At 33.3% G+C, this 17,418-nt stretch carries 20 protein-coding genes; 13 read left to right on the top strand and 7 right to left on the bottom strand.

Features of this window, described 5'->3' with window-relative positions; translation table 11 throughout:
* Positions 1-165: 165 nt before the first annotated feature.
* The 4 genes from ACKI42_RS02345 (at position 166) to ACKI42_RS02360 (ending at position 3,192) form a co-directional block, all read left to right on the top strand.
* Positions 166-1,014: a DUF5694 domain-containing protein gene (locus ACKI42_RS02345; RefSeq protein ID WP_407402053.1), complete on the top strand. Its 849-nt coding sequence runs from the start codon at positions 166-168 to the stop codon at positions 1,012-1,014.
* A 203-nt stretch (positions 1,015-1,217) separates the two neighbouring features.
* The gene (locus ACKI42_RS02350; RefSeq protein ID WP_407402055.1) at positions 1,218-1,526 is read left to right on the top strand and encodes a hypothetical protein; all 309 of its coding nucleotides are present in this window, start codon (positions 1,218-1,220) and stop codon (positions 1,524-1,526) included.
* A 49-nt stretch (positions 1,527-1,575) separates the two neighbouring features.
* Positions 1,576-2,271, top strand: a complete 696-nt coding sequence (locus ACKI42_RS02355; RefSeq protein ID WP_407402057.1) for a hypothetical protein — start codon at positions 1,576-1,578, stop codon at positions 2,269-2,271.
* Between the two features lie 279 nt (positions 2,272-2,550).
* Positions 2,551-3,192 carry a uracil-DNA glycosylase gene (locus tag ACKI42_RS02360; RefSeq protein ID WP_407402059.1) on the top strand — a complete coding sequence of 214 codons (642 nt, stop codon included), beginning with the start codon at positions 2,551-2,553 and terminating at the stop codon, positions 3,190-3,192.
* Here ACKI42_RS02360 and ACKI42_RS02365 read toward each other — a convergent pair.
* Together ACKI42_RS02365 and ACKI42_RS02370 are read right to left on the bottom strand one after the other, a co-directional pair.
* Positions 3,179-3,622 (bottom strand): hypothetical protein, encoded by a 444-nt coding sequence (locus tag ACKI42_RS02365; RefSeq protein WP_407402061.1) that lies wholly within the window; start codon positions 3,620-3,622, stop codon positions 3,179-3,181. The genes ACKI42_RS02360 and ACKI42_RS02365 overlap by 14 nt on opposite strands.
* A gap of 49 nt (positions 3,623-3,671) precedes the next feature.
* Entirely contained in the window at positions 3,672-4,163 is a 492-nt protein-coding gene (locus ACKI42_RS02370; RefSeq protein ID WP_407402063.1) for a DUF456 domain-containing protein, read from the bottom strand.
* A 120-nt stretch (positions 4,164-4,283) separates the two neighbouring features.
* On the opposite strand from ACKI42_RS02370, the gene ACKI42_RS02375 reads away from it, so the two are divergent.
* From ACKI42_RS02375 to ACKI42_RS02400, 6 genes are all read left to right on the top strand, one after another.
* A complete protein-coding gene (locus tag ACKI42_RS02375; protein ID WP_407402065.1) occupies positions 4,284-5,546 on the top strand; it encodes a mechanosensitive ion channel family protein in 1,263 nt (420 codons plus the stop codon).
* An 84-nt stretch (positions 5,547-5,630) separates the two neighbouring features.
* Positions 5,631-6,350, top strand: a complete 720-nt coding sequence (locus ACKI42_RS02380; RefSeq protein WP_407402067.1) for a pyridoxine 5'-phosphate synthase — start codon at positions 5,631-5,633, stop codon at positions 6,348-6,350.
* 46 nt (positions 6,351-6,396) lie between these two features.
* A complete protein-coding gene (locus tag ACKI42_RS02385; RefSeq protein WP_407402069.1) occupies positions 6,397-7,176 on the top strand; it encodes an alpha/beta fold hydrolase in 780 nt (259 codons plus the stop codon).
* Between the two features lie 414 nt (positions 7,177-7,590).
* A complete protein-coding gene (locus tag ACKI42_RS02390) occupies positions 7,591-8,607 on the top strand; it encodes an NAD-dependent epimerase/dehydratase family protein (protein ID WP_407402071.1) in 1,017 nt (338 codons plus the stop codon).
* Positions 8,607-10,367, top strand: coding sequence for an AMP-dependent synthetase/ligase (locus ACKI42_RS02395; RefSeq protein ID WP_407402073.1), 1,761 nt, complete (start codon positions 8,607-8,609; stop codon positions 10,365-10,367). The genes ACKI42_RS02390 and ACKI42_RS02395 overlap by 1 nt, the downstream gene beginning before the upstream one ends.
* Before the next feature lie 32 nt (positions 10,368-10,399).
* Positions 10,400-11,458, top strand: a complete 1,059-nt coding sequence (locus ACKI42_RS02400; protein ID WP_407402075.1) for a diphosphomevalonate/mevalonate 3,5-bisphosphate decarboxylase family protein — start codon at positions 10,400-10,402, stop codon at positions 11,456-11,458.
* Between the two features lie 53 nt (positions 11,459-11,511).
* Here ACKI42_RS02400 and ACKI42_RS02405 read toward each other — a convergent pair whose 3' ends face one another.
* Positions 11,512-12,597 carry an endonuclease/exonuclease/phosphatase family protein gene (locus ACKI42_RS02405; RefSeq protein WP_407402077.1) on the bottom strand — a complete coding sequence of 362 codons (1,086 nt, stop codon included), beginning with the start codon at positions 12,595-12,597 and terminating at the stop codon, positions 11,512-11,514.
* 167 nt (positions 12,598-12,764) lie between these two features.
* On the opposite strand from ACKI42_RS02405, the gene ACKI42_RS02410 reads away from it, so the two are divergent.
* Entirely contained in the window at positions 12,765-13,142 is a 378-nt protein-coding gene (locus ACKI42_RS02410) for a VOC family protein (protein WP_407402079.1), read from the top strand.
* Between the two features lie 3 nt (positions 13,143-13,145).
* Here the strand turns inward: ACKI42_RS02410 and ACKI42_RS02415 are convergent, their stop codons facing one another.
* Positions 13,146-13,529, bottom strand: a complete 384-nt coding sequence (locus ACKI42_RS02415; RefSeq protein WP_407402081.1) for a DUF1634 domain-containing protein — start codon at positions 13,527-13,529, stop codon at positions 13,146-13,148.
* Positions 13,526-14,356: a sulfite exporter TauE/SafE family protein gene (locus ACKI42_RS02420; protein ID WP_407402083.1), complete on the bottom strand. Its 831-nt coding sequence runs from the start codon at positions 14,354-14,356 to the stop codon at positions 13,526-13,528. Before ACKI42_RS02420 ends, ACKI42_RS02415 begins: the two co-directional genes overlap by 4 nt.
* Positions 14,357-14,441: 85 nt before the next feature.
* On the opposite strand from ACKI42_RS02420, the gene ACKI42_RS02425 reads away from it, so the two are divergent.
* Both ACKI42_RS02425 and ACKI42_RS02430 read left to right on the top strand, forming a co-directional pair.
* Complete coding sequence (locus ACKI42_RS02425) at positions 14,442-14,990, top strand: DUF1543 domain-containing protein (RefSeq protein ID WP_407402085.1); 549 nt, start codon at positions 14,442-14,444, stop codon at positions 14,988-14,990.
* Positions 14,991-15,008: 18 nt separating this feature from the next.
* A complete protein-coding gene (locus ACKI42_RS02430; RefSeq protein WP_407402087.1) occupies positions 15,009-16,118 on the top strand; it encodes a 5-(carboxyamino)imidazole ribonucleotide synthase in 1,110 nt (369 codons plus the stop codon).
* A gap of 52 nt (positions 16,119-16,170) precedes the next feature.
* On the opposite strand, the gene ACKI42_RS02435 is transcribed toward ACKI42_RS02430, so the two are convergent.
* On the bottom strand, positions 16,171-16,530 hold the full coding sequence (locus tag ACKI42_RS02435) for a hypothetical protein (protein WP_407402089.1): 360 nt from the start codon (positions 16,528-16,530) through the stop codon (positions 16,171-16,173).
* An 18-nt stretch (positions 16,531-16,548) separates the two neighbouring features.
* Positions 16,549-17,364 (bottom strand): hypothetical protein, encoded by an 816-nt coding sequence (locus tag ACKI42_RS02440; RefSeq protein WP_407402091.1) that lies wholly within the window; start codon positions 17,362-17,364, stop codon positions 16,549-16,551.
* Positions 17,365-17,418: the final 54 nt, after the last annotated feature.

Consider the following 17,418-nt stretch of genomic DNA (forward strand, 5'->3'; position numbering starts at 1 on the left):
AAATTTTGTTCTAAAATCTTTACTATTAAATCCACATCAATCATATGAGTCTCAAAAAACGATACCGACGAAGAAATAAAATTTATGTAAAGCGAAACTCTACATAACTGGGATTTGCGCAATGCGTGAATACAAATGTTAACTGTAATTTTGAACAACAACAATATGAAAAAACAAAACTTAGCAAAAATTGTCTTAGCGTTTCTCTCAATTTTTATTCAAATTTCTTTTGCATCGGCTCAAGAAAAAGTTAAAGTCATTTTACTAGCAACTTATCATTTCAATAATCCTGGAAATGATATGATGAAGGTAAAAGAACGAAATATCCTAACTAAAGAAAATCAGCAAGATTTAGATGAAGTAGTAAATAAAATTTATAAATCATCATATAAACCAGATCAAATATTTGTTGAAAGTAATTTCAACGCAAAGAAAGAATTGAATACAAACTACCAATTATATTTAAAAAATGAGTACAATAAATTTACCGATACTATAAAACAAGAACGATGGAAAAGATATTATATTGAAGGAGAAACTTTTCAGTTAGGATTTCGATTAGCAAAAAAACTGAAACATCAAGAGTTATACCCTATTGATAGTCTAATAGAAATGAGATTTGACATTTTGTTAAAAAAGGTAAACAATAATCCTACATTAAAAAAAGAATTTGATAAAGTAAATCTATCGATGAAAGATAATTGTTTAGAGCAAAATAATTTAATGAACGTTTTTTTATGCATGAATGACGAATCAAAATTAGACAATAACCTTGGTTTTTATATAAACTTTGCTAACAAAATTATGATAGATAAAGAATATTTTGGATCTAATCTAGTTGCAGATTGGTATAAAAGAAATTTAATTATGTACTCCAACATTCAAAATCAAATAAAACCCGACACGAAGAATATTTTTGTTTTGGTAGGCAGTGGACATGCTGCTATTATTAAAGATTTCTTTAAGATTGATAAAAACTTTGAACTCGTTGATTTAACAGAAATTTTTAAATAAAAAACTACAGCTAATAACTAAGCTTTCGTCCTTCCCGCAGAGCACGAAACCGAAGGTTCGCCGAAGGCAAATGAAAGCCCGTTGAATACTTCGATAGGCTCAGCATAGGCACATCTTCGGGAACTTTCCAGCGGTGTAATAGTTCTTTATGGAGTTTTGGTTTTAGAATTGAGATAGCAGTTTTTTAGTAGGACTGCTTTTTTTTGGGGTTCAGATTCAAAATTGCATTCCGAAATACAGCCAATGCTAACGGAAACCTCAAAGAAGGATGGTTGGTGGATTTTTTCAAACGACTCAACTACAAAAAAGGAAGAGCTACAGCCGTTACAGCACTCGCAAGAAAACTCGCTGTCATCATCTGGAATATGCTTGTGAAGCGTCAAAATTATACTCCTCCAACTCAGTATCTATTCTTAGATGCAAAAAGAAAACAAAAAATGGTCAACAGAATTCAAAAACAAATCACTAAATTTGGTCTGACTGACAAAGATATCGAATTCACAATAAACTGATTATCAATAATTAAATTTAACGTTAGTCAGAATTTTACCAACATTACGTATGAAATCAAAGTATCTTATTTTAATATTTCTATTCTCATTAAATTGCATTTTTGCTCAAGAATTTGCAGTAATTAATGATATTGATGGATATACTAATGTTCGAAGTGAAAGTAATAGGAACTCAAAAATATTAGACAAATTGAATAATGGTCATTTAATTTGTGTAATGAATCCAGAAGGAAATTGGTTGAACATTGACTATGCTTTAAATAAGAATGAAATAAAAGTTGGATATGCTTATAAAGACCGTATTAAACTAATTTCGGAATATGATGAAATTCCTAATTTAGAAGAAAAGGATAAAGAAATAATTTTTAGTAACAAAATCATTGAAGTCAAAGTCGTGGAAAGTAAATTTGACAAGAATAATCATAGTTTCAATTATGTAAAAAATTATCCGAATCAAATTTTAAAAATCGATGGTAATGATTATTGGGGAACTGATGGTGAAATGCCTAAAACCGAATATAGAAGTATCACCATAATATTTAATAATTCAAAATTACAATTGCCAAAAGAAGCTTTAGAAAATCTTTATGAGCCTAATCTTTCATCAACTAAAGTAAATTTTGATAAAGATAATGACACAATCTATATTTCAGCAATGAATAGTGACGGAGCAGGTGGATATTTAGTAATTTGGAAAATTGTAAAAGGGAAATATTTGGAACGATTTGTAACGTATGGTTTCTAAAAAAACCTGCAGCTAATAACTAAGCTTTCGTCTTGCCCGCAGGGCACGAAACCGAAGGTTCGCCGTAGGCAAATGAAAGCCCGTTGAAAACTTCGATAGGGTCAATACAACGTTAAGTTCAAATGTATCCTTTTAGATGCTTATTAAAAGCTATAATGGAAATGGTGAAAAATTTTGTATTTTTATACCATTAATGTGGAACTGAAATTTATTTTCATTTGAATAATTAAGCTCCCATTACAAGAATTCTCATTTATTTTTAATAAAATTCATTACATCGTGACTTGGACTGAAGTATTAGCACCCATCAAAGAATCAGATTATTTCAAACAACTCTGGTTAAAGGTAAAAGAAGAATATGCTAACGGTCCTGTTTTTCCGCCAAAAAAACAGATTTTCCGCGCCCTAGAGCTTACGCCTTTTGAAAATATCAAAGTGGTGATTATTGGGCAAGATCCTTATCATAATGATTTCCAGGCAAATGGTTTGTCTTTTTCTGTTTCTAGAGAAGTGTCAACGCCGCCATCTTTGAAGAATATCTTTGCAGAGCTAAAATCGGATCTCAATATAGACCGTACCAACAAGGAGCTAGAAGATTGGGCACAGCAAGGTGTTTTACTCCTCAATGCTACGCTTACGGTAAAAGCGCATACTCCCAATTCTCACAAAAATCTGGGGTGGGAAACATTCACTAATTTTATTATCAAAGAAATTTCAGATAAAAAAGAAAATGTAGTTTTCGTGCTTTGGGGTGCATTTGCTCAGAAAAAAATAGAATTTATAGATACCAAAAAACATTACATTATAGAATCTGCCCATCCATCACCATTTTCATCCTACCGAGGTTTTTTTGGAAGCAAGCCTTTCTCGAAAATAAATGAATTTTTAGAATCTAAAGGTAATAAACCTATTTCTTGGTAGCATCTGCATTCAATGATTCTTTTTTAATAATCAATTCTATTTTATTTTTTTCTGAACCCGATTTCGAATTTTCCTTTAAAGAGGGATAAGGAGTAGCATTTTTCAAAGTAATGGTGTATCCATTGAAATTTTCACTTTTGTGATATCCTTTTCCTTCGTGGTCTATCGTTGCCAATTGTAAAGTGTAGGGTCTAGTTGCAACTCCCATTACTTGTATATTAGCTACCGCGGCGCCTTGCCAAATACACGTACTGCCTTCTGGACAACGGCTATCTTCCATTATATTATTAAAAGTGATACTAAAATCATACTCTTTTAAAAATTTACTTTCACCTTCAACAAGTGTAATACTATTCGTATTGACATTTTCTACAGATGCCACCTTAGTTTCTGTTTTACTTACTTCTTTTTGTGCTTGACAATTTAACATTGATAGCAAAACACAACTTGAGATGATTATTTTATACATAATTTTTTCTTTAAATTATATTCATCATATTTAGAACAACCACAGTCAACATAGCAATCCCTACCATGATACTGAAACCCGTTCCGTAGATAAATCCTATCAACGCACCTTTTGTAGAATTGATTGCTTTTTTCATATCATTACGATCATGTAAAAGTTCGCCCACCAAAACGCCTGCAAACATTCCAATCAGGAATCCTAGAGGTATGGGGATGAAAAACCCTACTATAGTCCCAATTACAGATCCTATGCTTCCCCAAGTAGTGCCTCCATATTTTTTGGTAGTCTTAGCAGGGATCGTATAGTTCAGAACAACAGATGCAATGGTAAGCAGTGCAAATATATAAATATAAACCATAGATAAATCTGCATCTGTACCAAATTTATAAATAAGGACTCCTGCTATACTAAGCACGAGACCAGGCAAAACAGGAAGTACCGTTCCTATGATTCCAAGGATAAGGAGAACGATACACACAATATTGAGTAGATAAATGTCCATAGATAAGTTGTTATAAAAGTGGAAACAATAATTTTATTCGAATGCTATTTTAAAGTTTGATTATAATATTATTGAATAAGAGAAGCCAAAATCATTCCTAAATTCCTTAAATTTGCTTTAATGAAAGACGAAATTCAAGATACCAAAAATTTTTTAGAAAGTCTTAGCGACTATATCCATTATTTTGTAAAGGATAATGTAAGCTCAGATTTTGCTCTTAGTGCACAGATATTCCTGAAATTTCTTTTTTTGGCGGGCATCATCTATGTGATTGATCTTCTTGCTAAAATAATAATTAATGGGTCTTTCAAACTTTTTTTTAATAAAGAAAAGTACCCTGTTCTAAAATCTATTTACCTATCTAAAATCACCAATTCCTTTAGTCATCTCCTAGCATTGTATATTGGGAGTAGTGCAATGGATTCTATTTTTTGGAGGCATACAAAAAGTCCGGCTTTTCTAGATAGAATGATAGATTTGGCTATAGTTTTAGTGTTAGCAGGTATGTTCTATAGAGCGCTCACAGCATTCCGAAACTACTTTACCATAAAGCAGGATTTTTACAAAATAATGGCTATTAACGCTATATCGGAAACCGTAAAGATTTTAGGGATTTTTATTTTCTCCATTTTGGGAATATGCGTCATCTTCGGAATAAAAAGTACGACGGTTTTGGGGAGTCTCGGGGCAATTACTGCGGTGTTGGTCTTGGTTTTTCGTGATACAATTTTAGGATTTGTTACAGGTATACATGTAGCAACGTCCAAAAGTTTGAAAGTGGGCGACTGGATTGGCATACCGAAATATAATATTGAAGGAAATATTTTGGATATCAGTTTATTGACGACAAAGATTGTCAATTTTGATAAAACCATTTCATCAATACCTACCTATGATCTCCTTACTACTGAGATTAAGAATCTGCAAGTCATGTCGGAATCCAATACCCGAAGAATAAAAAAATCAATTTTCTTTAATATCAATTCTTTTAAATTTTTAGCTGAAGAGGATATTCTACGTTTAAAGGAGATTAATCTTATTTCGGATTATCTTGAAGAAAAAGATGCAGAGATTGCAAAAGAAAAAGAACAAATTGCCAATAGTGGTAAAATCATCAATGGTAGACAGCTTACCAATATTGGAGTTTTCAGGTATTATGCCCAAAAATATTTAGAAAACGATCCCGATGTAGCTAAAGAAAATCCCATCATGGTACGTCAGCTAGAAATTACTCCGCAAGGTTTACCTTTAGAGATATATTGTTTCGCAAACGATTCCAAATGGGCACGTTTCGAGCAAATACAAGCAGATATTTTTGATCATTTGTTGGTAGCTTCCAAGGAGTTCGATTTGCAAGTGATGCAGGTAAGTGTAAAAGTTTAGAATTAAAAAGAAATTAAATTATGAATTGTGCTGTATTTAAGTAAAAGCTGCAGTTTTTTAATTTGAATTAAATATTTAGATAAGATGACAAAATTAAGCGTAAATATTAATAAAATTGCAACAATCAGAAATGCTAGAGGAGGAGAAACGCCTAGCGTAACAGAGGCAGCAATAAAAATTCAGGAGTTTGGGGCACACGGAATCACCATCCACCCAAGACCAGATGAGAGGCATATTACAAGGAAAGATGTCTATGATCTAAAGCCACTAGTGACCACAGAATATAATATAGAAGGAAATCCTCATCGCTCATTTATCGATATGGTACTGGAAGTAAAGCCAGAGCAAGTCACTTTAGTTCCGGATGCTGATGATGCCATTACTTCTAATGCTGGTTGGGATACTAAAAAAGAATTGGATTTCTTGAAGGAAATTGTTGCAGAGTTTAAAAATGCAGGTATTAGAACTTCTTTATTTTTAGATCCAACGCCAGAATTGGTAGAATATGCTGCGCTAGCTGGAGCAGACAGAATAGAATTGTATACAGAGGCCTATGCAAAAAACTATCTTATCAACAAAGAATTGGCAATAAAGCCTTACTTTGACACTGCTTTAATGGCAAAAGAATTCGGTTTAGGTGTAAATGCAGGACATGATCTAAGCTTAGAAAATTTAAAATATTTTGCAACCGAAATCCCTAATTTATTAGAAGTTTCTATTGGTCATGCATTAATCTCTGAAGCATTGTATATGGGATTAGAAAATACAGTACAAGCGTATCTGAAAAGATTGGCAAAATGGTAAAACATGTAAGAAATAATTTTATTTTTTACTCTTAAAAATTAAAAAAATGGAAATTTTACATTCAAAAATATTTGGTGAAGAGGTAATAGCGACACCACTTTTGGTATTCCACGGATTGTTTGGGATGCTAGATAATTGGGGAAGTTTTGGTAAAGATTTGGGTGAGTTTTTACCCGTTCACCTTATTGATCTTAGAAATCACGGCAGAAGTTTCCATTCAGAAAGTATGTCTCATGATGATCTGGCACAAGATATCGCCAACTACATGGCTCATTATGGGATAGAGAAAGCTCACATTTTGGGTCATTCACTAGGTGGCAAAGCTGTAATGCAATTCGCTATCAATTATCCCGAAAAGGTAGAAAAACTGATTGTGGTAGATATTTCTCCAAAAGCATATCCTCCGCATCATCAAGGGATTATTAAAGCTTTGCAAACCGTGGATTTTGCTACAGTAAAATCTAGAGGTGAAGTAGAAGAGGTGCTTTCTCAATACATACCAGAGAAATCTGTGATTCAATTTCTGACTAAAAATCTATATTGGACAGAAGATAAAAAGCTGAATTGGAGATTTAATCTTAAAACTCTTTCCGAAAAATATAATGATTTTGTTTCCAACGCTATAAAGTTTGGCGTGTTCAATGGAGATGCACTGTTTATATCGGGCGAAAATTCCAACTATATTTTGCCTCAAGATTCATTCGGTATTAAGCAGCAATTCCCAAAAGCTCAGATTGTGATCGTAAAAAACGCATCTCATTGGGTACAAGCGGATAATCCTATAGATTTTGCACATAACGTGAAAGAGTTCTTGAACATTGACTGAAATTGTTTACAAGAAGCGTTAAAGTTTTATTAAAATTATATAATCTATGCATAGAATTGTTTTTTGTTGTAAATTTACTATGAAAAACAACGTAATGCATTGTTTTTCAATTTCTAATTTTAAAACTGAATTTCACGTTAATGAAAGACAGTTCGGTAGAAAACATTCATAATTTAACAGATAATTGGAAGAGGAGGCTCAATTTTGAGCTTCTTTTTTTATGAATTGTAATTTCCAAATTTATATCAAGTTAAATTTTAGAAAATAGAGTTAAATAACTATAATTATAACCAAATATTAACTCGTATACCGCTTAAAATTTGCAAATTTGCAGAAATTTATCTCTTAATATTTGGAAGTGTTTGTTATCTTTCATTAATTAAATAAAATCGTAAAACTACAAGTATAAAATCAATGGTTTTTGTAACAGGTGCAACAGGAATTTTAGGAAGAATGATCATTTTAGAGCTTTTGAAAAAGGGTGAAAAGGTGCGTGCTGGCAAAAGACCAAACAGTGATACAAAAGATGTAGAGCATTCTTATCAATACTTTGTAGAAACCCCAAAATTTTATTTTGAACAAATTGAATGGATAGATATAGATTTTGAAGACATACATTCTCTGCAGAAGGCATTAGAAGGTATTACACACGTATATCATTGCGCGGCTAAAGTAAGTTTTCATCCAAAAGATGAAAAGGAAATGTATAAAACCAACATCAAAGGAACCGAAAATCTGGTTTTTGCTTGCGAAAATTCTAGCGTAGAAAAGTTTTTGCATGTTAGCTCGATAGCGGTTTTGGATGGCAAAAATGACGAAGGAAAATTGGATGAAGAATCAGATTTTAATCCAAAGATAGATCATCCTAGATACGCAATATCCAAACACCTGTCGGAGATGGAAGTTTGGCGTGCCTCTGCAGAAGGATTGAATACTATTATTATCAATCCAGGAATTATCATTGGTACGGGAAATTGGTCTCAAAGTAGTGGAGAATTATTCTCTACCTTCGAAAAAAATAATTTTACCTTTTCTGGAGGCACTTCCTATGTAGACGTTCGGGATGTTGCCAGGATTGCAATACAACTAATGGCTGAGAATAAATTTGGGGAACGATATATTGTGATCTCAGAAAATAGAAAGTACAAAGATGTAGGGAATTTCATTAGACAGAAATTAGGATTAAAGCCGGCCAAGATTTTATCCAAAGCTGTGATGAATTTTGCCTTTCTGCTGAATTTTCCATTTTCATTTCTATTCCCTAAACTAAAATTGTTGACAAGAGCTAATATAGATTCGGTAAATTCTATGTCTATTATTACCAACCAAAAAGTAGTAGATACTTTATCTTATACTTTTATAAAGGTAGAGGACAGCATAGATTTTCACCTTTCTAATTATATTAACGATAAAAAGCATAATAAAATATAATGAATCTAGCTGAAGCTATAATTATAAAAAATGTTGAAAAACATCCCCTGAAACCTGCTATAGGTTATAAGAAAAAAGAAGGGTGGAAGGAACTCAGTTGGCAGAAGTTCAGTGAAATGGTGTTTAAAACTGCCAATGCACTTCGCGATTCTGGTGTACAAGAGGGCGATAAAATTGCCATCTATGCAGACAACTCTGCAGAATGGATGATATTTGATCTTGCTACCATTGCCATTGGAGCTATTACGGTGCCTATTTATTCTACCAATAATGCCCAACAAGCAGAATACATCATTAAAGATTCTGAGGCTAAAGTAATTATGGTAGGAAACCAAGCACAGTATGATAATTGTTTTAATCTTTTGGGCAAAGACAATTCTATCCAAACCATTATTGTAACCAAAAAAGCGGTTTGGGTAAAGAAAGAACAGACATACTATCTAGAAGATTTTATTGTTAAAAGTTCATCAAAATTCGAATTTGTAAAGAAAGAATATGAAGATTTGGTCACCATTATTTACACTTCTGGTACCACAGGATCTCCAAAAGGGGTAATGCTATCACACGGTAATTTTATCAAAGCTTTTGATGCTCATTTTGATTATTTTAAATTTAAAAATTTCGAGGAGGAGCTATCACTAGCTTTTCTTCCATTAACGCACGTCTTCGAAAGATGTTGGACTTTGCTTTGCTTATACGGTGGCGCAAAAGTATATTTTCTAGAAGACCCCAAAGATATTGCAAAAGCCTTGGTAGAAGTAAAACCTACTTTGATGTGCGCAGTGCCTAGATTTTTCCAGAAAATATACGCTGGTGTACAAGATATGGCTAAAGAGGCTTCGCCAACAAAACAAAAGATTTTGCGTTGGGCTTTGGAAGTAGGTACACAAACCGCAGAGTATAGAAGAAAACAAACGCTTCTTCCTTTGGGTTTGATAATAAAACAAACCATCGCAGAATTGCTGGTATTCGACAAGATAAAGCAGAAAATGGGAGGTAGACTGTGGTTTTTACCATGCGGTGGTGCCTCTGTGTCGCCAGAGGTTACCCAGTTTTTCGAGTCTATTGGCATTCACGTTACAGTAGGATATGGACTTACCGAAACTACGGCAACTTTAGCTGCATTCCCATTGACCAATTTTGAACATGGAAGTTGTGGAAAACCATTGTACGGAGTAGATATTCGTATTGGAGAGAATGACGAAATACAGGCGAAGGGAAATGGCATCATGCTGGGGTATTACAAACTTCCAGAGGAAACAAAAGCTGTTTTTACAGAAGATGGCTGGTTTAAAACTGGCGATGCAGGAAAATTTGATGCTAAGGGAAATCTATATATCACAGATAGAATAAAGGATTTATTGAAAACCTCAAACGGAAAATATATTGCTCCCCAGCAGATAGAGAATATTCTTACCAATAATAACTACATTCAGCAGATTGTTCTCATTGCAGATGGGAGACAGTTTGTGTCTGCGCTAATTGTTCCTAATTTTGAATTTCTTAAAGACTATCTCAAAAAAAGTAATATCCCTTTCTCATCCTGGGAAGAAATTGTACAAAAGAAAGAAATCCATGATTTCTACAAAAAGAAAATTGGAGAATTGCAAACGCAATTAGCGGATTTTGAGAAGGTGAAAAAATTTACTTTAATGCCCGCAGAGTTCGAAATTGCTACAGGTGAAATAACGCCTACCTTGAAGGTAAAGAGAAATGTTGTTCTCAAGAAATATGCAGATCTTGTAGAAAAAATGTACTGAGTATAACTATTTATTTTAGTTTAAATTTAATTATGACAACAAAAGAATTTTTAGGAAATCCTGATTTTAGCGTACAAAACGCTCAAGTTTCAGAAAGTTGCCCCTCCAATATTGCCCTAATTAAATACTGGGGAAAATATAAAAATCAAATTCCTGCCAACCCTAGTATTAGTTATACCTTAAATCACTGTAAAACCAATACTGAAATAGAATTTTTGGCAAATGAACCTTTTTCAGTACAAACTTTTTTGTCGGGTAAGGAAGAAAAACAATTTGCGGAGAAAATTGAAAAATACTTCAACCATATAGAAACTTACCTTCCCTGGATTTTGAAGGGGAAATACATTATACGTACAGAAAACACTTTTCCTCATAGTTCGGGAATTGCAAGTTCGGCATCAGGTTTTGGTGCTATCGCCAAATGTCTAATGAGTCTAGACGCACAGTTCTCATCTTCTCCTTCTAAACAGGATAGCAAGACTAAAGCTTCTTTTTTAGCTAGACTAGGAAGTGGTAGTGCTTGTAGAAGTCTTTACAATGGACTTGTAGTTTGGGGCGAAACTCCAGAAGTATTGGGTAGTTCAGATTTGTTTGCAACTCCATATGAAGATACTGAAATTCATCCTTTGTTTAAAGATTTTAACGATTGGGTTTTGTTGATACATGAAGGTCAAAAATCCGTTTCTTCAACCGTAGGACATGGATTGATGAATACCAATCCATATGCTGAAAGACGTTTTTCGGAAGCAAGAGAAAATTTTATTCCTTTGACACAAATCTTAAAAAGTGGTGATCTGGATGGTTTTATAAAATTGGTAGAACATGAAGCACTTACCCTTCACGCCATGATGATGATAAGTGATCCTGCATTTATTCTGATGAAAACAGGGACGTTAGCGGTAATCAACGCAATTTGGGATTTTAGGAAAGATACAAGTTTGCCTTTGTTTTTCACATTAGATGCAGGAGCAAACGTACATTTGCTTTTCCCAAATAATGGTTCAGAAGATGCTATTAAAGCATTTATAGAATCAGAATTATTACAACATACTCAGAAAAATGGAGTAGTAAAGGACACCATGAAATGGTAAATTCATTCTAAAAAAGATAAACAAAAAGCGAGTATTCTTACTCGCTTTCTTTATTAGTCTTCGGTAACTACTGCATCTCTTTCTCCATCTTCTTCCTTACCTTCTTGTATCATCTCTGCAGCTTCAGCCTTTTCTTCTTTATTTGCTGTTTCTACTTTATCTTCTTGTTCGTCATTATAATGATCGATAAAAAACTCGCAATAAACAGGGAGATGATCTGACCCAAAGTTTTCTAAAGTTTTAAGGTCTTTGATAAAGATATCTTCACTATGAAACATAAGGTCTATTGGGAATCTCAAAAATCTATATTTTGCATGAAAAGTAGAGATAAACGCTCGCCCTATTCTTGGATCTATAAGATGACTGGTTTTTCTGAATAATATGGAAGATTTGGACCAAGCTACATTATTAAAATCGCCTACAACAATTACAGGTTTATCAATGCCATCGTGTACTCTTTTTGCTACACTTAGAATGTCGCCATCGCGCTCTTTCGAGGTTTCTTCTTCTGTGGGACTTGGCGGCGGTGGATGCACACCGAAAAACACAAATTGATATCCATCTTTGGTTTTCATATGCGCCTCTATACTTGGAATATCATCAGCAACAAAATAATGTGTGGTTGCTTTTTCAATCTCAATTTTAGAATACAAATGCATCCCATATGTATTTTCTAAGGTAACTTTGTGCTGAAAAGGATAGTCCTTTTCTAGTACACGCATGGCTTTTTCCCAATCGCCATTACTCTCCATCGTAAGGAAGATTTCTGGCTTATTTTCCTCTATTAATTGGATAAATCTGCTGTATTCTGTATTGAATTGATAAACATTGGCAGAAATAAAATGGCAATTTTCTGAAGATTTTTCATTCTTCTGATGTTTGTTTACTTTAAACAGTGGTGTGTATTTTATTAACGTGATACCATGATAGACAATAAGTAAAAGTAATCCCACTTGAATGTACCATAAGTAAGGTTTTTGCGTGCAAAAGAAGCCTATACATAGGGTTAATAGCAGAAGATAGGTAATTTGTATCTTCCCAAAATCGGGAACACGAAAAACCCAATATGAACTTGGAATCTTGGGTAGAAAAGATAAAATAAGTAATAAGCTTGATAAGATAAGGTATAATTCCCACATAAAAATAACAGTATAAGTATAAAAATAGGCTTTTTGCACAAATGAGATGGTAAAAATTTTAGATTTATTTTAAATAACATCCAGAATTTCCTAAAATTAAAATTTAACTAAAATAAGGGATATTTTTTATTTATATTAATTTTGTACATGATCTAAATGTAAACATTGTGAAAATACATCATATCGCTATTATTTGTTCTGTGTACGAGATTTCTAAACACTTTTATACAGAAACTTTAGGTTTAAGGATCGTAAGAGAAGTCTACCGAAAGGAAAGGGAATCTTACAAGTGCGATTTGGCAATAGGAGAAGATTATGTAATAGAATTATTTTCTTTCCCGAATCCTCCCACAAGACCATCAAGACCAGAATCTTGTGGACTAAGACATCTTACATTTTCTGTAGAAGATGTCTATATAAAAAGGCAAGAGCTTATAGCAAAAGGGCTAGCATGTGAGGAGATCCGAGTAGATGAGTTTACAGAAAAACAAATTTTCTTCACCCAAGATCCAGACGCACTTCCTATAGAATTCTATGAAATATGATTTTTAGTGGGCATACCCTGCAAAGAAACTTATTGTCATAATGGCTAAAACAATAGAGGAAATAATAACGTAGATGTAGTCTTTCTCTTTTAGATAACCAATTAAAGCAAATATAATACGCATCAAAGGGGTAAATATTAATATTAATATCCCCAGCTGAATGATTGCCATCCCTTCGCCTTTCATCAGAGATTCCCAAAATTTCGTCCATACCTGCTCGGAAGTTTCTCCGAGATCTAGCATAGAATATTTTTTAGGCATTTTAAAACCTTCCAAAAATAACTTTACAAAGCCAATAATAGATATGATTACGGCTAAAACTACCCCTAGACGAAGAAGATTTCCGACAGAACGATTAAGATCTACATCAGTGAAATTTTTTCTCATGAGAAATTGTTTCTTATACCATTATACATCATATATACAGACAAAATAGTGATGACTATTGCGAAAAAGGTTTTTAGTTTTTTAGTTTTAGAATTCATAAGAGTTTTGGATCCTATAAAGCTTCCTACCACCACACCTACAAGTACAGGCGCTACTATTACAGGGATTATTTCACCTCTTTGGAAATAAATAAGTGAACTTGCCACTGCGGTAACTCCAATCATAAAATTACTAGTGGTAGTAGACACCTTGAAGGGTAATTTCATCATATTATCCATTGCTAAAACCTTCAAAGCTCCAGAGCCAATGCCAAGCAATCCCGACATAGCCCCTGCAAACAACATCATAAAAAATCCTGGAATTGTATTTCTAGCGGCATAACTTTTCAAGACGCCTTTATCGGGAAACGTTCCGTACAGTTTGAGCTTTTCTTCCAAACTTCCTTTTATTAATGGTTCTTGGTGATCAGGCTTACCTTTTAGATTAAGAATCACCGTTAAAAGTAATATGCTTGCAAAGATGATTCCGATGGTATTTGGATTTAGCATACCAGAAAGAAGTGCACCTCCAATAGCACCTACGGTAGTAGCAATTTCTAAGAACATCCCAATTCTCATATTGGTGAATCCTTCTTTTACAAATGCTACAGCTGCTCCAGAAGAAGTACCGATAACGGAGATAAGCGATGCGCCAATGGCATAGTGCATAGGGACCCCAAATCCAAGCGTAAGTAAGGGAATAATAATGACTCCTCCTCCCAATCCTGTAAGGGAACCAAGGAGACCCGCTGAGATTGCGCCAAGAAAGAGAATGATGATTTCTGACATGTTACAAATATAAAACTATTGCTGTTTTTAAGCAAACTTTAAAGAAAGATTATTTTTTGCCGTATTTTTACAAAAATAATTTAATATGAAGCTATTTTATATCCTATTGGGCGCAACTCCACAAGGTAGAAATGTAGAGCAACACGATGTCTTTTTCGGGATAGCTGAAACTATTAAAGAACTTTATCCTGCCATTAGAGAATTTTGGAAAGAAGCGGGCCAAACCTATCATATGGATGGATACCAAGAAGTAAAATATGCAGATGGATACGAGGTAAAAATTGTCCCTAGGGAGAAAAATCCTCTTCTGAAGCAACTCTACTTCGTTAATCTTGGAGGTTATAAAAAAGGATATTTTGAAGAATTTCATCAGCAATCTCTTTTGGTAGGATTTTCGATGGCAGAGATTGTGAAGAAAGCCAAAGCTTCTACTTTTTATAAAACGATGGGATTTCCGAAAGCGGTGAGTCATATTGATGAAAAATATGGGGTGGATATTGATGATGTTTTTGCAGTAGATGATATTTTACCACTTGCGATGAAAGAGAAATATTCCATAATTTTGGAGCCAACGGATACGAAAGACCAAATTAACTTTTCTAAAGTGGGGTATATTAAAATCAATAAAAAATAAATCTAATAAAAAATTAAAATGAAAATAGGAATTTTAGGAGGAGGACAATTGGGAAGAATGCTGATACAAGAAGCTTTGAAATATGATGATGAGTTTTATACATTAGATCCTGCACTAGACGCACCCTGCAGTTCGATTTCTCACTTTACCCAAGGTAATTTCAATGATTATGAAACCGTTTTAGAATTCGGGAAGGGCAAAGATGTTGTTACCATAGAAATAGAACATGTAAATGCTGATGCATTGGCAGAGTTGGAAAACCAAGGCGTAAAGGTAGTTCCGAATTCAAAAATTATTAAAACCATTCAGCAAAAAATACTTCAAAAAGAATTTTATCAAGCGAATAATATTTCTAGTCCAGAATTTGAAATTATGGATGGTTCTTCAGACGAGATAAAAATGGATTTTCCTTTCGTTCAAAAACTAAATACTGGAGGATATGATGGGAAAGGAGTACAAGTTATCCGAAATGCAGAAGACCTAAAAAACTTGTGGATTGCGGATTCTGTATTAGAAAAATTGGTAGATATCGACAAGGAACTTTCTGTAATTGTTGCCATCAATGAAAATGGCGAAACTAAAACTTTTCCTGTAACGGAAATGGTAGCAGACCCAAAATTGAATCTTTTGGATTTCAATATTTGTCCTGTGAATTTGTCTAAAGAAATAGAAAATCAAATAGAAGCCATTACATCTCAATTTTTGGCAGTGGTAGATTCGCCAGGATTATTCGCGATCGAATTATTTTTGGATAAAGAAGGCAAAGTTTGGGTGAACGAAACAGCACCAAGATTGCACAATTCTGGTCATCAAAGTCAGGAGGGCAATGCTAACTCTCAGTTTGAACAAATGTACAGAGTGGTGAAAAATCTTCCGTTGGCAGATACAGATGCATTGATGTACAGTGGAATGCTAAATCTTGTAGGAGCAGAAGGATACACCGGACAAGTAGTGTACGAAGGCATGGATGACGTGTTGAAATTACCGAAAACCTATATTCATCTTTACGGGAAAACAGTAACCAAACCTGGAAGAAAAATGGGACACATCAATGTTTTGGCGGATTCTAGAGAAGAACTAATGGAAAAATTAATTCAAGTAAAAGCAATGGTAAAAGTGATTGCTTAGATTTCAATATTTTTTAAAAATATAAAGACTGCTTTTATTGGCAGTCTTTTTTTTATGGCTGAAATATTTTTGGGAAATCAATAGTCCATTTTTTCTCTTTAGAGCTCCAGATTAAATAGGGACCATCAAAACCTTCCATATAAACGATCTCATAGTTTCCAAAATCATCAACAGTATAAACAGGATTCTCATTATCATTTTTATTGAATCCTATTTTTGATAATGTTTCCCAGTCATTATTTTCAGGTAATCTATGGTTATTTTTTTGATAGAGTTCGATATTTTTGATCAGTAGATTTCCATACGCAATATCATTTTTCCTCGTAATTTCTATTGGTAATTTCCAATAGATTCCTATTGAAATAATAATCAATAAAATTATAGATACAAATGCAATTACTACTATCTTCATAAATGTGATAACATAAAATTATTTCTTTTTATCTACCGAAATTTTTTGATCCTTAAGATTATAGATCATATAAGCGTTGATAGCAGGGGAGTAAACAGAAAATTCTTTTAGACTAGGAAAAAATGGAGCGTAAAGTCTGAAGGTACAAATATCTGTCGAAGAAATAAACGGATTGTTTCTTAGATGACTATGCGTTGTCATATTTAGCGTAGCTCCATCTTCTGGAGATAGAGTTGGGATAATTCTAGAATGAAACTTTTTATACTCTGTAATAATCCCTTCTTTGTCTGATATAAACAAATAATCATTTCCAAAAGGTATCACACCAATTTTAGAGGTTCCGCTGATAAGATAAGTTTTGTACTGCTCGTTATTTGCGGGTAAAGTAATTATATTAAGGCTATATCCATCGTAATTTCCCACCTGATATTTGGGATCTTGCAATTGCTCAATCACTTTTAGTCGAACTTTTTTCAAATCATTTTCCAATTCTGTCAGTGGTCTCTCGTTTGTAAGAACACGATTTGGTTTTTGATCATCATTTATAAATAGATAGTCAGCTAAAACTTTATCAGCAGCTTTGTTGAGGTAAACCACGCTTACAGAATTTTCTTTTTTATACGTCAGATAAAAGCTAGAAAGATTACTTAATTCTCTGTTTTCTCTAAATAAATCTGATGAGTGCCAGGCTGCATTTTCTAATGAATACAGCAAATTTCCCTCTACCAAAATTGAATCTAGTTTTTGCTTTAATTCAGAATCAGAATAGGTTTTATCTTGACAATATACCAATGATGCAAGGCATAGAAACGTAAAAGTAATTAGTTTTTTCATACTAAAAAATAAGAATTTGAATGGCAGTAAATGTAGAGAAAAGTTTTTATAAAT

Source organism: Chryseobacterium sp. (assembly GCF_045629545.1).
GTDB lineage: Bacteria > Bacteroidota > Bacteroidia > Flavobacteriales > Weeksellaceae > Chryseobacterium.

Bases quoted from the DNA above. Each gene is read 5' to 3' on its own strand.
- ACKI42_RS02380 (WP_407402067.1), top strand. From the start codon at position 5,631: ATGACAAAATTAAGCGTAAATATTAATAAAATTGCAACAATCAGAAAT.
- ACKI42_RS02370 (WP_407402063.1), bottom strand. From the start codon at position 4,163: ATGGACATTTATCTACTCAATATTGTGTGTATCGTTCTCCTTATCCTT.
- ACKI42_RS02415 (WP_407402081.1), bottom strand. From the start codon at position 13,529: ATGAGAAAAAATTTCACTGATGTAGATCTTAATCGTTCTGTCGGAAAT.
- ACKI42_RS02365 (WP_407402061.1), bottom strand. From the start codon at position 3,622: ATGTTAAATTGTCAAGCACAAAAAGAAGTAAGTAAAACAGAAACTAAG.
- ACKI42_RS02420 (WP_407402083.1), bottom strand. From the start codon at position 14,356: ATGTCAGAAATCATCATTCTCTTTCTTGGCGCAATCTCAGCGGGTCTC.
- ACKI42_RS02435 (WP_407402089.1), bottom strand. From the start codon at position 16,530: ATGAAGATAGTAGTAATTGCATTTGTATCTATAATTTTATTGATTATT.
- ACKI42_RS02430 (WP_407402087.1), top strand. From the start codon at position 15,009: ATGAAAATAGGAATTTTAGGAGGAGGACAATTGGGAAGAATGCTGATA.
- ACKI42_RS02345 (WP_407402053.1), top strand. From the start codon at position 166: ATGAAAAAACAAAACTTAGCAAAAATTGTCTTAGCGTTTCTCTCAATT.
- ACKI42_RS02425 (WP_407402085.1), top strand. From the start codon at position 14,442: ATGAAGCTATTTTATATCCTATTGGGCGCAACTCCACAAGGTAGAAAT.
- ACKI42_RS02390 (WP_407402071.1), top strand. From the start codon at position 7,591: ATGGTTTTTGTAACAGGTGCAACAGGAATTTTAGGAAGAATGATCATT.
- ACKI42_RS02400 (WP_407402075.1), top strand. From the start codon at position 10,400: ATGACAACAAAAGAATTTTTAGGAAATCCTGATTTTAGCGTACAAAAC.
- ACKI42_RS02440 (WP_407402091.1), bottom strand. From the start codon at position 17,364: ATGAAAAAACTAATTACTTTTACGTTTCTATGCCTTGCATCATTGGTA.
- ACKI42_RS02375 (WP_407402065.1), top strand. From the start codon at position 4,284: ATGAAAGACGAAATTCAAGATACCAAAAATTTTTTAGAAAGTCTTAGC.
- ACKI42_RS02355 (WP_407402057.1), top strand. From the start codon at position 1,576: ATGAAATCAAAGTATCTTATTTTAATATTTCTATTCTCATTAAATTGC.
- ACKI42_RS02385 (WP_407402069.1), top strand. From the start codon at position 6,397: ATGGAAATTTTACATTCAAAAATATTTGGTGAAGAGGTAATAGCGACA.
- ACKI42_RS02405 (WP_407402077.1), bottom strand. From the start codon at position 12,597: ATGTGGGAATTATACCTTATCTTATCAAGCTTATTACTTATTTTATCT.
- ACKI42_RS02395 (WP_407402073.1), top strand. From the start codon at position 8,607: ATGAATCTAGCTGAAGCTATAATTATAAAAAATGTTGAAAAACATCCC.